The sequence below is a fragment of the Chromobacterium sp. LK1 genome (assembly GCF_001043555.1).
Classification (GTDB): Bacteria; Pseudomonadota; Gammaproteobacteria; order Burkholderiales; family Chromobacteriaceae; genus Chromobacterium; species Chromobacterium aquaticum.
Genome location: NZ_LDUI01000005.1, coordinates 15,555 through 27,941 on the forward strand (window position 1 = coordinate 15,555; position 12,387 = coordinate 27,941).

At 62.5% G+C, this 12,387-nt stretch carries 18 protein-coding genes and 3 tRNA genes; 10 read left to right on the top strand and 11 right to left on the bottom strand.

Annotation, left to right across the window (positions count from 1 at the left end; translation table 11 throughout):
- Nucleotides 1-327 precede the first annotated feature (327 nt).
- A complete protein-coding gene (locus tag VI26_RS03005; RefSeq protein WP_048408275.1) occupies nt 328-585 on the bottom strand; it encodes a hypothetical protein in 258 nt (85 codons plus the stop codon).
- 134 nt (nt 586-719) lie between these two features.
- Nucleotides 720-2,018: a hemolysin family protein gene (locus tag VI26_RS03010; RefSeq protein WP_231580947.1), complete on the bottom strand. Its 1,299-nt coding sequence runs from the start codon at nt 2,016-2,018 to the stop codon at nt 720-722.
- Nucleotides 2,019-2,196: 178 nt separating this feature from the next.
- Here VI26_RS03010 and VI26_RS25285 point away from each other — a divergent pair, with 178 nt between their 5' ends.
- Together VI26_RS25285 and VI26_RS03020 are read left to right on the top strand one after the other, a co-directional pair.
- Nucleotides 2,197-2,862, top strand: coding sequence for an HIT family protein (locus VI26_RS25285; protein WP_082150856.1), 666 nt, complete (start codon nt 2,197-2,199; stop codon nt 2,860-2,862).
- Nucleotides 2,863-2,891: 29 nt separating this feature from the next.
- A complete protein-coding gene (locus tag VI26_RS03020; protein ID WP_048408277.1) occupies nt 2,892-3,728 on the top strand; it encodes a sulfurtransferase in 837 nt (278 codons plus the stop codon).
- Between the two features lie 6 nt (nt 3,729-3,734).
- Here the strand turns inward: VI26_RS03020 and VI26_RS03025 are convergent, their stop codons facing one another.
- Together VI26_RS03025 and VI26_RS03030 are read right to left on the bottom strand one after the other, a co-directional pair.
- Complete coding sequence (locus VI26_RS03025; protein ID WP_048408278.1) at nt 3,735-4,328, bottom strand: alpha/beta hydrolase; 594 nt, start codon at nt 4,326-4,328, stop codon at nt 3,735-3,737.
- Entirely contained in the window at nt 4,328-5,104 is a 777-nt protein-coding gene (locus tag VI26_RS03030) for an exodeoxyribonuclease III (RefSeq protein WP_048408279.1), read from the bottom strand. The genes VI26_RS03025 and VI26_RS03030 overlap by 1 nt, the downstream gene beginning before the upstream one ends.
- 74 nt (nt 5,105-5,178) lie before the next feature.
- Here VI26_RS03030 and pyrE point away from each other — a divergent pair, with 74 nt between their 5' ends.
- Nucleotides 5,179-5,823 (top strand): orotate phosphoribosyltransferase, encoded by a 645-nt coding sequence (gene pyrE / locus VI26_RS03035; protein WP_048408280.1) that lies wholly within the window; start codon nt 5,179-5,181, stop codon nt 5,821-5,823.
- Entirely contained in the window at nt 5,823-6,413 is a 591-nt protein-coding gene (locus VI26_RS03040; RefSeq protein WP_048408281.1) for a DUF4124 domain-containing protein, read from the top strand. Before pyrE ends, VI26_RS03040 begins: the two co-directional genes overlap by 1 nt.
- A gap of 44 nt (nt 6,414-6,457) precedes the next feature.
- Here the strand turns inward: VI26_RS03040 and VI26_RS03045 are convergent, their stop codons facing one another.
- From VI26_RS03045 to VI26_RS03070, 6 genes are all read right to left on the bottom strand, one after another.
- Nucleotides 6,458-6,787 carry a hypothetical protein gene (locus VI26_RS03045; RefSeq protein ID WP_048408282.1) on the bottom strand — a complete coding sequence of 110 codons (330 nt, stop codon included), beginning with the start codon at nt 6,785-6,787 and terminating at the stop codon, nt 6,458-6,460.
- Nucleotides 6,788-6,859: 72 nt separating this feature from the next.
- On the bottom strand, nt 6,860-7,249 hold the full coding sequence (locus tag VI26_RS03050) for a YbaN family protein (RefSeq protein WP_197081364.1): 390 nt from the start codon (nt 7,247-7,249) through the stop codon (nt 6,860-6,862).
- A complete protein-coding gene (locus tag VI26_RS03055; protein WP_048408283.1) occupies nt 7,246-7,827 on the bottom strand; it encodes a biliverdin-producing heme oxygenase in 582 nt (193 codons plus the stop codon). Before VI26_RS03055 ends, VI26_RS03050 begins: the two co-directional genes overlap by 4 nt.
- 251 nt (nt 7,828-8,078) lie before the next feature.
- Nucleotides 8,079-8,154, bottom strand: a tRNA-Lys gene (locus VI26_RS03060).
- Nucleotides 8,155-8,181: 27 nt separating this feature from the next.
- Nucleotides 8,182-8,257 (bottom strand) — tRNA-Lys (locus tag VI26_RS03065).
- A 37-nt stretch (nt 8,258-8,294) separates the two neighbouring features.
- Nucleotides 8,295-8,370 (bottom strand) — tRNA-Lys (locus VI26_RS03070).
- A gap of 263 nt (nt 8,371-8,633) precedes the next feature.
- Between VI26_RS03070 and VI26_RS03075 the strand changes: the two genes are divergently transcribed.
- Nucleotides 8,634-9,074 carry an FxsA family protein gene (locus VI26_RS03075; protein ID WP_048408284.1) on the top strand — a complete coding sequence of 147 codons (441 nt, stop codon included), beginning with the start codon at nt 8,634-8,636 and terminating at the stop codon, nt 9,072-9,074.
- Here the strand turns inward: VI26_RS03075 and VI26_RS03080 are convergent.
- The gene (locus tag VI26_RS03080; RefSeq protein ID WP_048408285.1) at nt 9,068-9,364 is read right to left on the bottom strand and encodes a DUF167 domain-containing protein; all 297 of its coding nucleotides are present in this window, start codon (nt 9,362-9,364) and stop codon (nt 9,068-9,070) included. The genes VI26_RS03075 and VI26_RS03080 overlap by 7 nt on opposite strands.
- Nucleotides 9,365-9,464: 100 nt before the next feature.
- Here VI26_RS03080 and VI26_RS03085 point away from each other — a divergent pair, with 100 nt between their 5' ends.
- The 5 genes from VI26_RS03085 (at nt 9,465) to VI26_RS03105 (ending at nt 12,339) form a co-directional block, all read left to right on the top strand.
- Nucleotides 9,465-9,932, top strand: a complete 468-nt coding sequence (locus VI26_RS03085) for a Dps family protein (RefSeq protein WP_048408286.1) — start codon at nt 9,465-9,467, stop codon at nt 9,930-9,932.
- 139 nt (nt 9,933-10,071) lie between these two features.
- Nucleotides 10,072-10,932, top strand: a complete 861-nt coding sequence (locus VI26_RS03090; RefSeq protein ID WP_048408287.1) for an energy transducer TonB — start codon at nt 10,072-10,074, stop codon at nt 10,930-10,932.
- A 20-nt stretch (nt 10,933-10,952) separates the two neighbouring features.
- Nucleotides 10,953-11,321, top strand: a complete 369-nt coding sequence (locus VI26_RS03095; protein WP_048408288.1) for a hypothetical protein — start codon at nt 10,953-10,955, stop codon at nt 11,319-11,321.
- 62 nt (nt 11,322-11,383) lie between these two features.
- A complete protein-coding gene (locus VI26_RS03100; protein WP_048408289.1) occupies nt 11,384-11,797 on the top strand; it encodes a thioesterase family protein in 414 nt (137 codons plus the stop codon).
- Between the two features lie 56 nt (nt 11,798-11,853).
- On the top strand, nt 11,854-12,339 hold the full coding sequence (locus VI26_RS03105; RefSeq protein WP_048408290.1) for a TlpA disulfide reductase family protein: 486 nt from the start codon (nt 11,854-11,856) through the stop codon (nt 12,337-12,339).
- Nucleotides 12,340-12,387 lie beyond the last annotated feature (48 nt).

Below are 12,387 nucleotides of genomic sequence, written 5' to 3' on the forward strand. Positions count from 1 at the left end.
GACAATACAGCCGGCTCCAACAAGCCGGAACAAGCCTGAATTTAAGTGAATTTCAATGAATTTAACGCAAGAACCACCATAGGCAAGGTGGAAATGGGAATCTTCCAGCAGGCATTACAGCGCGGCGCCGCAGAGATGGGGAACTTGAGAATGCCTGTTGGCAATTTGAGACAGAAACAACACGGCAATAGCATTGGCTTCATAAAACCATGCCACTACAAAACCATTAAATTTTCAATGGCATCTGAAACGGGAATCGCCCACGGCTCCGGAAATGCAAAGAGGAGGCCGAAGCCTCCTCCCGATACCCTGCCTATAGCCGCAGAATCAAGCCGCTTTTTTCACGTGCGCTTTTTTGTGATGCTGCTTCTTCACGTGTTTCTTGGCGGCTTGGGCTTTTTGCGCGGCCGGGGCGGAAGCTGCCTTTTTGGCATGCTTCTTATGATGATGTTTCTTGGCGTGATGCTTCTTGGCGTGCGCCGGAGCGGCGGCCTTGGCGGCCGGGCCGGAAGCGTCGGCGGCGAAGGTGGCGGCGGAAGTCAGGCCGATTACGGAAGCCAGGATCAGTGCGGCGATCTTTTTCATGGTGATTCTCCAAGTCTGCGACTTATCGGTTGTCAGGGCACCGTCCTGGTGCATCCTTGAATTCATCATATGCAAGCCGCCTCGCCGCAGTCTGTGAGGCCTGTGTTAAATCATGTAACCGATCGTACAAGCGCTTAAACCTGCGCCGGCTCCTTGGCCACCACCCGCGTCACCAGGATCTGGTCGATCTTGTGATTGTCGATGTCCACCACCTCGAACTTGTAGCCGGCGTATTGCACGCAATCGGTGCGGCGTGGGATCTTGCGCAGCATATACATCATGAAGCCAGCCACGGTTTCGTAGTTCTGATCGTCCGGCAGCTCATCGATCTCCAGCACTCGCAATACATCTTCCACCGGCGTGATGCCGTCCACCAACCAGGAGTTTTCGTCGCGCTTGACGATCTGCTCCTCCTGACCCTGGCCCACCAGATCGCCCATCACCGTGGACATCACGTCATTGAGCGTGATCAGGCCAACGACGAAAGCATATTCATTCAAGATGACGGCGAAATCCTCGCGCGTGCCCTTGAACTGATCCAGCGACTCGGACAGGGTCAAGGAATCCGGGATCAAGAGCACGGTCTTCAACAAGCCCGGCTCCTTCAGCGAGATCGCGCGGCCGGCCAGCACCCGGCGCAGCAAATCCTTGGAATCGACGTAACCGACCACATTATCGATACCGTTGTCGCACACCAGGAACTTGGAATGCGGCTGCTCGGCCACCTTGGACTTGATGCTGTCCTCCCCCTCGTCCAGCGTGAAATAGATGATGCTCTCGCGCGGCGTCATCGACGACGGCACCAGCCGGCTTTCCAGCTCGAACACATTCTCGATGACCTGATGTTCCTGCCGATGCAGCACGCCGGCTTCGGCGCCGGCGTCCATCATCGCCGAGATATCGTCACTGGTGATCTCGTCGCGCGGGCTGGTGGGCATGCCCACCAAGCGCAGCAACAGGCCGGACAACTCGTTGAACAGCCACACCAGCGGCTTGAACAGCAGTACCATGAACAACATCGGCCGCACGATGCGCACCGCCACCGTCTCCGCCGCCACCATGCCCAGACGCTTGGGCGTCAAGTCGGCGAACAGGATGAACAAGCTGGTCACCAACAGGAAGGACGCCAGGAAACCCAGACTCTGCGCCAACTCCGGCGACAGGAAAAACCCCAATACGCGGGCGAAGAAGGGCGTGAACGCCGCTTCGCCGACGATGCCGCCCAGGATGGCCACCGCATTGACGCCTATCTGCACCACGGTGAAGAAATGGCCGGGATGCTCCTGCAAGGCCAGCACTTTTTCGGCATTGGCATTGCCTTCGTCCACCATTTGGCGCAAGCGAATCTTGCGCGAAGCCGCCAGCGAAATTTCCGACACCGAAAAAAAGGCGCTGGCCAGAATCAGCGCCAAGATAATCATCATATCCGTCATCAAGCTCTCCACTCTTGCCCATCGCAGCGCCTGAACACCGCTGCAGGCGGGCTAGGGCAGAAGGCATGATAAATAGTTCAAATCATAATTTCTGTAATGATAGCAGCGAACCGTGGTTTCACCGAAGCCCACGGCAACCGTTACAATGACCGCTCCACATTTCAGTAAGGCCGCAACCATGGATTGTGAATTGTGCCAAGCTCCAGCCGGGCAACTACTGCATGAAGACGAGCGCCTCAGAGTGCTGTTGGTGGACGAGGCCGGCTACCCTGGCTTCTGCCGCGTGATCTGGAAGGCCCATGTCCGCGAGATGAGCGACCTTTCCGATGAAGACCGCCTACACTTGCTCGACTGGGTCCAATATACCGAAGCCGCGCTGCGCCACATTCTAAAGCCGGCCAAGATCAACCTGGCCAGCCTGGGCAATATGGTTCCCCACCTCCACTGGCACGTGATTCCGCGCTTCGAAGACGACGCCCACTTTCCCGCCCCGATCTGGGCCGCCGCGCGCCGCGATGGCGCGGTACGCCACTGGCCAGACCTGGCCGGACAACTGCGCTCACAACTAGCCGACGCCGCCAGCCATTGCTGGCTGAACTATCAAATCCAGGTGACCCAGGTTCCGGACGGGCTGGAAGGCGCCGATCTGGCCTGCTACCGCTTCTTCGCCGAATCCGGCCTGGCCTGGCCGGTGGACGGCGTGGATGCCGACGGCCGCCACTGGCTGGCGCTGCGCCGCGTCGACGGCAACGGAGCTAGCAGTGTCGAGACACTGCGGCTGGAGGCCGGCAGCTACCGCCTGGTCCCCGGCGTCCCGTCCTACCAAGCCACGTTGCTGCGCTGAGCAGCCAGACTCCATTCAAGAGGTATGCCATGTACCAAACGCTGATTTCCGCCGAACAACTGGCCACTCTGCCCGATGAAAACCTGGTGATCCTGGATTGCCGCTTCCGGCTTGAGCAGCCGGACTACGGCCTGGCCGCCTACGAAGCCGGCCACCTGCCCGGCGCTCACTACCTACACCTGGACTACCACCTATCCGGCAGCAAGACCGGCGACAACGGCCGCCACCCTTTGCCAGACGGCAGCCGGCTGGCGGTGGACCTCGGCGCCATCGGCGTCACGCCGGGCACCCAGGTGGTCGCCTACGACGATATGGCCGGACAATACGCCGCCCGCGCCTGGTGGCTGCTGCGTTGGCTCGGTCATCCCGCCGTCGCCGTGCTCGACGGCGGCATCGCCGCCTGGAGCCAGGCCGGTCGCACGCTCAGCAGCGAAGCCGGGCAGCGCCGTCCCTGCCGCTTCTCCGTCCGCGCGCCGCTGGTGGATAGCGTCGACGCCGCGGCCGTGCTGGCCAATATCGAACAACCGGCCTTCACCGTGGTGGATGCCCGCTCCGCCGAGCGCTTCCGCGGCGAAGGCGAGACGCTGGACCCGGTGGGCGGCCACATTCCCGGCGCGGCCAACCGCTTCTTCATGCACAACGTCGACGCCGAAAATCGCTTCAAGAGCGTGCAGCAGCTACGCGCCGAATGGCAGGCACTGCTCGGTGAATTCGATCCAGCCGCCATCGTCCACCAGTGCGGCTCCGGCGTCACCGCCTGCCATAATCTGCTGGCGATGAGCCATGCCGGCTTCGCGGGCAGCCGGCTCTACCCCGGCTCCTGGAGCGAATGGTGCAGCGATCCGGCGCGGCCGGTTGAGCGCTGAGCCCGCTCAAGCCAGCATCAGTTCCTGCAGCAAATCCTGGCCGAAGCGCCACTGCCCCAGCCGCGCGGCGCTGCCCAGGTGTCCATGCGCGCCGGCGTCGACCAAGGGACAGCCCCAGGCTTGCGCCATCGCTTCGGCCTCGGCCATGTCGCAGAACAGGTCGTCGCGACTGGCCACCAATAAGGCCGGCGCGGACAAGCGCAGCGTCGGCGCGTTAAAGCCGGCGAAAGCGGGCAGGGGCGCGTCCTCCGGCAGTTCGCCGCTGGCGCGCGCCCGCGCCTCGCTGATCGGCAAGGCCGGCGGCGCCACCAGCAACAGCCCTTGCAGCCGCTTCTGTTCGCGCAAGGACAGCGTCCGCAACCAAGCCGCCGCCGCATGGCAGCCCAGGCTGTGCGCCGCCAGCATCCAGCGGCCCGGCACCTGCTCCAGCGTGCGCCGGATGCCGTCCACCCAAGCCTCGCACTCCGGGTAGAGCCAGTCGCCCTGCTCCACCCGGCGCGCCAGCGGATAGCTGCGCTCCCAGGCGGTCTGCCAATGCTCCGCTCCGGAGTTGCCCCAGCCCGGCACCGTGATCAGGGTGATGTCGTCCTCGTCCAACATCACAGGCTACGCTCGTAATCGACGATCAGCGGCGCATGGTCGGAAAACTTCTCGTCCTTGTACACCGAGGCGTTGCGCGCCAGCGCCATCAGCGACGGGGTCACGATGTGATAATCGATGCGCCAGCCCACGTCCTTGGCGTAAGCCTGACCGCGATTGCTCCACCAGGTGTAGCCCGGCGTGTCCGGGTACAGGCTGCGCCAGGCGTCGCACCAGCCGACGCGGCCCAGCAAATCGGTCATCCAGGCGCGCTCCTCCGGCAGGAAGCCGGAGTTCTTCAGGTTGCCCTTCCAGTTTTTCAGGTCGATCTCATTGTGGGCGATGTTCCAATCGCCGCAGATCACGATGTCGCGGCCGGCCGCGCGCAGCGTTTCCAGATGCGGCATGAACACGTCGAGAAAATCGAATTTCACTTGCTGGCGCTCGTCGCTGCTGGAGCCGGATGGCAGATACAGCGAGATCACGCTGAGATTGCCGAAATCCAGTTGCAGGAAACGGCCTTCGGCATCGATCCAGTCCACGCCCAGCCCTTCCACCACCGCGTCCGGCAGATGGCGGGTGTACAGGCCGACGCCGCTATAGCCCTTCTTCTCCGCATAATGGAAATAGCCGGTCATCCCATCCGGCTGGCGCATGCGCTCTGACAAGTCGCCGGCCTGGGCCTTCAGTTCCTGCACGCAGACAAAGTCGGCGTCCATGCCGGCCAGCCAGTCGAAGAAACCTTTTTTATCGGCGGAACGGATGCCGTTCAAATTGGCGGAAACGATTCGAAGCAAGAGAGTCTCCCGTGATATGCTTGCCGGCAATTTTTTCAGCCGTTCAAACAGTTAACAGTTAATAAGGAGTAATGATGAGCGATTTCCGTCAGGATTTTATTCGTTTTGCGCTCGACAAGCAGGTTTTGAAGTTTGGCGAGTTCATCACCAAGGCCGGCCGCAAGTCTCCCTACTTCTTCAATGCCGGCCTGTTCAACGACGGTCTGTCCACATTGCACTTGTCCCGCTTCTACGCCAAGTCGATACTGGAAAGCGGCTTGCAGTTCGACATGCTGTTCGGCCCGGCCTATAAAGGCATCATCCTGGCAGCCGGCGCGTGCATGGCCATGGCCGAACAAGGCCGCAACCTGCCCTTCGCCTACAACCGCAAGGAAGCCAAGGACCATGGCGAAGGCGGCACCCTGGTGGGGGCACCGCTGCAAGGCAAGGTGCTGATCATAGACGATGTGATCTCGGCCGGCACCTCGGTACGTGAATCGGTGCAGCTGATCCGCGCCGCCGGCGCCGAGCCGGCCGGGGTGGCCATCGCGCTGGACCGCATGGAACGCGGCAGCGGTGAGTTGTCCGCGGTGCAGGAAGTCGCTCAGCAGCATGGCCTGCCGGTCATCGCCATCGCCACGCTGAAAGACCTGCTCGGCTTCCTGGAACACAGCCCGGAACTGGCGGCGCACCTGGACGCGGTGCGCGCCTACCGGGCGCAATACGGAGTCAACGACTGATGAAAACGCTTGCCGGACTGCTACTGCTGCTGGGAACCGCCGCCAATGCCGGCGGCCTCTACAAGTGGGTGGACGAGTCCGGCAAGGTGCATTACAGCGACTCCCCGCCACTGCAGAGCCAGCAGCAGGGCGTCGCCGAGCTCTCCAAGCAGGGCACCGTCACCAAGCCGGCGGAAAGCCCCGCCGCGCGCCAGGCGCGCGAAGCCGCCGAGGCCGCGCAAAAACAACACGACGTCCAACGCTTGGAAAACACCCGCCGCGACAACGCGCTGGTGGAAAGCTACGCCAGCCTGCAACAGCTGCAAGCCGAGCGCGCCAAGCAGCAGGCCGTGCTGCAAAGCGCGCTGGACGCGCTGCAGCTGCGCGCCCAAGGACTGGCGATGCAAGTCCGCAATACCCAGCAAGACATCGCGCAAAGCCAGCGCAACAAGCAAGCGCCGCCGCAAAACAGCCTGCGCAATCTGAAAGTGCTGCAGGCCGAACAACAGGATCTGGCCAAGCAGATCACCGTCAAGCAACAGGAACTGGCGGCTTTTCGCCAGAAAACCCAGAACGACCTCAGCCGCTATCGCCAACTGCGCGGCGAATGAGACTTGGCGCCGCGAAGCTTCTCACAACAAGCCTAAGGCCGCTGTTATTGGCCGCCTTCCTTGCGCTGCCAAGCCTCGTTCAAGGCCTTGGTGGCCGCCTCGCTGGCCTGCGCCGCCGCCGCTTGAGCGGTCTTGGCCGCCTCCAGTTCGGTATTCGCGCCGCTCAGCCCAGCCTGGGCATCCGCCAGCCGCTGCTCGGCTTTGGCCTTGTCCGTCTCCGCCTGCGTCAAGCGCGCATCGGCTTTCTGTTGCGCGCCGCGTACCTGCTGGTAATACATCTGCGCCGCCAGCAATTGCTCATCCGCCGTCTGCGCCAGCGCCGGCATCGACAATAGCAAGCCCGCCAGCGCCGCGGCGATTCCGTTCACTTTCATCTCAGCTCCCGTTTTTCGGTTTCAACGACGCAAGCTTAACGCGGCCACCGGATTTTGGCTAAATCCCGACGCTCAGCCGACGGCGCGCGATGGCCGCGACAGCAGGTAGAGCAGGACGCTCAGCTCGATCGCCCCAACCAGCCACGGCACCCAATGCGGCGGCCGCGCCAACAGCAGGGCGGCGAACCCCGCGCCCATGCCCAGGCTGGCGAACCACTTGGCCTTGACCGGCACCACGCGCTGCTCGCGCCAAAGCCGCAGCGCCGGGCCGTAGCGCGGATGCGCGAGCAAACGCTGCTCCAGCCGCGGGGACGATTTGCTGAAACAGGCCAGCGCCAGGATCAGAAAGATCGTGGTCGGCATCACCGGCAGCAAGGCGCCTATCACGCCCAGCGCCAGCATCAGCATGCCGGCGCACAGATACAGCCAGCGCACCGCCGGGTGCCGCGCCCGCCCGCTCAAGCGTACACCTGGTCCAGGTGGCTGTTCATGCAGGCGAAAGCGGCCACGGCGCCGGCGGTGACGCGTTGCTCGGCCGCCTCATCCAGCAGCAGGCCGTCCAACGCGGCGGTGAACGCGCGCCAGTGGCGGGCGCGGCCATCCGGATGGCCAGCCAGGTGGCGGGCGCCGCAATTCTCGTCCAGGCCCAATTTGCCGGCCAGCTTGTACAGAATGGCCGCGCCCAGCTTGGAGCCTTCCACCACGTAGAGCCAGCCCATCGCGCTGGCCACGTCCAGCGTGCTGCTGATCGGCGCTTCGCGCAATTCCGGCAGCGGCCGGTCCAGGTCCCGCAGATCGGCGGCGATGCTGTCGTAACGGCGGCGCTCGGCCAGATCCGGGAACAGGCGGGCCAGCTCGGGGTTGTCGTACAGCGCGTCTGCATCGCGCAGGAAGCAGTATTGCGCCAACAGGAAGCGCGCGTAGTTTTCACGGGTGGCGAACGGCTGATTCGCCATGATGCGCTGGTCCAACGCGTCGTGGGTTTCGTGGGTGCGGGCTTTCAGATCCTGGGTGCGGGTTTTCTCGACAACGGTAGTCATGCTCGTGTTTCCTGTTTGATGCGAACCCGGCGCCTGCGCGCGGCGGCGAGGGCGCCGGGATGAGGCGATTAACTCGCCATTATAATGCGAATGATTCTTACAATCATTATCAAATTTACCATAACGACGGCATGCTCGAGAGAAAGGCGCGCCACGACGGCCGATCAACGCTAATCAGAGAGGGGAAACACGAGGAGAACAGCGAAAAACAAAAAGGCCAGTTCTTGCGAACTGGCCTGATTGCTGTAAATTGGTGGGTCGTGCGGGATTCGAACCTGCGACCAACGGATTAAAAGTCCGCTGCTCTACCAGCTGAGCTAACGACCCGATCCAGTATGCGCATAAAGTTTTGAGTGGTGGGTCGTGCGGGATTCGAACCTGCGACCAACGGATTAAAAGTCCGCTGCTCTACCAGCTGAGCTAACGACCCTCTAACAAAACTCCTGGCAATTTCCGGCATCGGAAACTGGTGGGTCGTGCGGGATTCGAACCTGCGACCAACGGATTAAAAGTCCGCTGCTCTACCAGCTGAGCTAACGACCCAAGAGAGAGCGCAACTATAATGAAACAGTTCAGGGTCGTCAACGGGTTTTTGCATTTTTTTTTACATGAATGACGTTGGCACGCGGTGAAAAACCTCAAGCCGGCAGGAACCGAAAACGGGGAAGAACCATCTAAGCCCGAACGATAAGCTAGATCCCGACTTGTAAAGTCGCCGGACCATACCCATGTGTATAACAAGGGATCAGGCGGCGACCGCAAACGCCGGATCGCGATCACCCACTTACCGGATACTCAGCTCGCTCATGCGCACATTCCTCATCCTGTTATTGCTGTACCCCTTCGCAGAAATCGCCGCCCTGGTGGCGCTGGCGGACCACTTTGGCGGACTCGCCGTCTTCGTCTTCGTCGTGCTGTCTTCGCTGCTGGGGCTATGGATGCTGCGCAACCAGCAAATCGGCGCCCTGTTCACGCTGGGCAGCGTGATGCGCCAGGGCGAGCGCGTATCGCTGTATTCCCTGCTTTGGCCGCTGCGCTACTTGCTGGCCGGCGTGCTGTTCCTGATTCCAGGCGTCATCAGCGACCTGGCCGCAGTGCTGTTGCTATTGCCCTTCAAAGGCCCCAACATTGCCGTCAACGCTCGTGGGGCCGCTGGCGGCGGCCACAGCTCCGCCGATAATGACGTGATCGACGGTGAATACACTCGGGTGGACAAGGAAACTCCGTCGGACCGGCGTCTTCATTGAATGCCCAGCAGCCGCAAGACCTCCTCGTCGGTCGCCGTGAACTGAATCAACACCACCTTGTGCCGGCTCTTGTCGCCGGACAGCAGTTGAACGTCGCGTTTGGCCACGGCGAAGCGTTGCGCCAGCCAAGCCAGCAGCGCAGCATTGGCCTTGCCGTCCACCGGCGGCGCCGCCAAACGTATTTTCAGGCAATCGCCGTGTTCGCCCGCCGCCTCGGTCTTCTTGGCGCCGGGCTGAACATGCAAGCTAAGACGGACTGTGCCCTTACTGCAGTCCAGCCAGGGTTTCATGATCTTTTTCCCGCAAAACGGGAGAGTGTAGTCGAAAAGCCGCCGCGTCGGCACCGCCGGCCGCGGCCTCCGCTCTCCCTTCACTTATGAGGATATCGCGATGGATATTGGAATCAACGAACAAGACCGCCAGGAAATCGCCCACGGCTTGTCCCGCCTGCTGGCCGACACCTACACCCTGTACTTGAAGACTCACAATTTTCACTGGAACGTCACCGGGCCGATGTTCAACACCCTGCACCTGATGTTCGAAACCCAGTACAACGAGCTGGCGCTGGCGGTGGACGCCGTGGCCGAGCGCATCCGCGCGCTGGGCCACCACGCGCCGGGCAGCTACGCCGACTACGCCAAGCTGACCGCGATCCCGGAAGCCGCCGGCACCCCGCCCAAGGCTGAGGAAATGATCCGCCAGTTGGTGGACGGCCATGAAACCGTATGTCGCACCGCGCGCAGCATTTTCGCCGTGGTTGACCGCGCCGGCGACGAGCCCAGCGCCGACTTGCTGACCCAGCGCCTGCAAGTGCATGAAAAAACCGCCTGGATGCTGCGCAGCCTGCTGGAAAAATAATAGGCCGCAACGCCCTCTGCCCGACGCCGCGCTCCACGCGGCGTTTTTGCTTGCCATCGTGCTACACTTTCAGCAGCGCGCGCCCCGCCTGCGGCGGCATCTGTCGGCGCTCCGCCTACCCGGTAAAAGATCAGCCACCATGTCCACTAGTCCGCTTTCGCCCTCGTCGTCCAACGCAGCCATGCTGCCCTTGGCCACGACGCTGTTTGCCTCGCTGCTGGTTCATGCGCTGCTGTTCAGCCTGGAAATCCGGCCGCGCTCGAGCCCGCCGGCGCCGGCCTCGGTCCAGATCATCAATGTGCAATTGAACCAGGCGCCCAGCCGGACCGTGCCCAAGACCCGCCGACTGGCGGAACAAAACAATCTGGGCGCCGGCAACAGCGCGCAAACCGACCGGCTGGCCAGCCACCGCGCCAAACCGCCGGCCGCGCCAGTGGATCCCGGCACTCCCGAACCCGCCGACGCCTCGCCGCGACAGCAGACCATTACCCGGCCACCGGACACCGGCAAAAAACCTGCGCTGCCGCCAGCGCAATCCGGCAACGTCGGCCACGTCAGCGCCGGCAGCCTGCTGGCGCAAGTCGGCGACCTGAGCCGGCAATTGGGCGACAGCGGACTGGCCGATCAGCAGCAGGAAAGTGGCGGCAAGCAAGGCCGGCTGGCGGAAAGCGCGCGCGGCTACCCCTGGGCCCGCTACCAGGAAGACTGGCGGCTGAAAGTGGAGCGCATCGGCAACCTCAATTATCCGGAAACCGCGCGCCGTCAGAATATTCACGGCGCGGTCACGCTGGAAGTGCTGATTGCAGCCGACGGCGGCCTGCGCGAAGTCCGCGTGCTGCGCAGTTCCGGTTTCGATGTGCTCGATGACGCCGCCCGCCGCATCGTCGAACTGGCCGCGCCCTATCCGCCGTTCCCGGCCTCGCTCGCGCAGCAATACAGCTCGCAGCGCATCCGTCAGAAATTCGTCTTCACCCGCGACAATCAATTATCCAGTCGCTGACACATCATCAAGGAATCTCCATGTACGAAGTCAACCGCAGCATTGCCCTGATCCGCCCATTGGCGCCCTTTCACGCCTGGCTGCAACAACTGCCTGGCGGCTTGGACGGCGGCATGTCGCTGGACCAGCTGGGTCTGGATTGCAACGCGCTGCTGATCCCGCCGGCGGAGGATTACACCGATGCCCAGACCTTCATCCTCGAACGCTACCAGCAATTGTTCGAAGCCGAACTCTCCGACTGGTGCGATGACGATGGCCTGTGGCCCGAGGCATTGACGCTGGAGCTGTTCCAGCAATGGTTCGCGGTGGAAATCCACTCCATCGTCACCGACCTGGTCGACGAGCCGCTGGAGCGCGAAGCTTTCGTGCCGCTGGAACTGGGCGAATAACACGGAGAAACGGCGGCGCTCATCGGCGCCGCCACCAACACCCAAGGGGGGGAAACACCATCATGCAGCACAATACCAAGATCAAAGTGCGCGGCTATCACCTGGACCTGTACGGCCATGTCAACAATGCCCGCTACCTTGAGTTCCTGGAAGAGGCGCGCTGGAATTACTTCGAAAGCCGCGGCGACCTGCCCTGGTTCCTGCAATCGGGCCTGGCCCTGGTCGTCGTCAACATCAATATCGATTACCGCTACCCGGCCACTATGGGCGACGAACTGCAGATCGACACCGGCGTGAAATCGATAGGCACCCGCAGCGCGGTGATGCACCAGCGCGTGACGCTGGCCGGCAGCGGCAAACTGGTGGCCGAGGCCGATGTCACTTTCGCTGTCTTTGACGCCAAACAGGGCAAGGCGGTGGCGCTGGATGGCAAACTGAAGGAACTCCTCGAACAGATGCTGGCCGAACAAGCCTGATCATCATGGCATGAACCGTCCGGGCCGCGCCCGGACCTTACCCGCAGGACAAGGAAATGAAGAAAGCTCTGCTCGCGCTGCTTGGCGTCGCTCTGCTCGCCGTCATCGGCTATATGACGCTGTTCGCCGGCACGCCGGCGCCGCAGGTCAGCTATACCTCGCTCAGCGGCCAGACCGCCAGCACCGAGTCGCTGAAGGGCAAGGTGGTGCTGGTCAACTTCTGGGCCACCAGCTGCCCGGGCTGCGTGGAAGAGATGCCGGAAATCAAGAAGATGCATCAGGAGTTCGCCGGCAAGGGCTTGGAAACCATCGCGGTGGCGCTGAGCTACGATCCGCCCAATTACGTAAAGAGCTTCGTCGACAAATATCAGTTGCCCTTCTTTGTCGCGCTGGATGGCAATGGCGAGATCGCCAAGGCCTTCGGCGACATCCAGCTGGCGCCGACCACCTTCCTGATCGACAAACAGGGCAAGATCATCAAGCGCTACGTCGGCGTGATGGACTTCAAGGAAGTGCGCGCGCTGGTGCAGCAGCATCTGTGAGCCCGCTCGCCGCCGCCAAAACCAACGCCCCGGTCAGCCGGGGCGTTT

What these genes read in the sequence shown, in the direction of transcription:
- VI26_RS03045 (WP_048408282.1), bottom strand. Translation starts at nt 6,787, where the DNA reads ATGAAAGTGAACGGAATCGCCGCGGCGCTGGCGGGCTTGCTATTGTCG.
- VI26_RS03090 (WP_048408287.1), top strand. Translation starts at nt 10,072, where the DNA reads ATGTCCACTAGTCCGCTTTCGCCCTCGTCGTCCAACGCAGCCATGCTG.
- VI26_RS03080 (WP_048408285.1), bottom strand. Translation starts at nt 9,364, where the DNA reads ATGAAACCCTGGCTGGACTGCAGTAAGGGCACAGTCCGTCTTAGCTTG.
- VI26_RS25285 (WP_082150856.1), top strand. Translation starts at nt 2,197, where the DNA reads ATGGATTGTGAATTGTGCCAAGCTCCAGCCGGGCAACTACTGCATGAA.
- VI26_RS03025 (WP_048408278.1), bottom strand. Translation starts at nt 4,328, where the DNA reads ATGTTGGACGAGGACGACATCACCCTGATCACGGTGCCGGGCTGGGGC.
- VI26_RS03100 (WP_048408289.1), top strand. Translation starts at nt 11,384, where the DNA reads ATGCAGCACAATACCAAGATCAAAGTGCGCGGCTATCACCTGGACCTG.
- VI26_RS03085 (WP_048408286.1), top strand. Translation starts at nt 9,465, where the DNA reads ATGGATATTGGAATCAACGAACAAGACCGCCAGGAAATCGCCCACGGC.
- VI26_RS03075 (WP_048408284.1), top strand. Translation starts at nt 8,634, where the DNA reads ATGCGCACATTCCTCATCCTGTTATTGCTGTACCCCTTCGCAGAAATC.
- pyrE (WP_048408280.1), top strand. Translation starts at nt 5,179, where the DNA reads ATGAGCGATTTCCGTCAGGATTTTATTCGTTTTGCGCTCGACAAGCAG.
- VI26_RS03010 (WP_231580947.1), bottom strand. Translation starts at nt 2,018, where the DNA reads ATGACGGATATGATGATTATCTTGGCGCTGATTCTGGCCAGCGCCTTT.
- VI26_RS03105 (WP_048408290.1), top strand. Translation starts at nt 11,854, where the DNA reads ATGAAGAAAGCTCTGCTCGCGCTGCTTGGCGTCGCTCTGCTCGCCGTC.
- VI26_RS03020 (WP_048408277.1), top strand. Translation starts at nt 2,892, where the DNA reads ATGTACCAAACGCTGATTTCCGCCGAACAACTGGCCACTCTGCCCGAT.
- VI26_RS03005 (WP_048408275.1), bottom strand. Translation starts at nt 585, where the DNA reads ATGAAAAAGATCGCCGCACTGATCCTGGCTTCCGTAATCGGCCTGACT.
- VI26_RS03040 (WP_048408281.1), top strand. Translation starts at nt 5,823, where the DNA reads ATGAAAACGCTTGCCGGACTGCTACTGCTGCTGGGAACCGCCGCCAAT.
- VI26_RS03095 (WP_048408288.1), top strand. Translation starts at nt 10,953, where the DNA reads ATGTACGAAGTCAACCGCAGCATTGCCCTGATCCGCCCATTGGCGCCC.
- VI26_RS03055 (WP_048408283.1), bottom strand. Translation starts at nt 7,827, where the DNA reads ATGACTACCGTTGTCGAGAAAACCCGCACCCAGGATCTGAAAGCCCGC.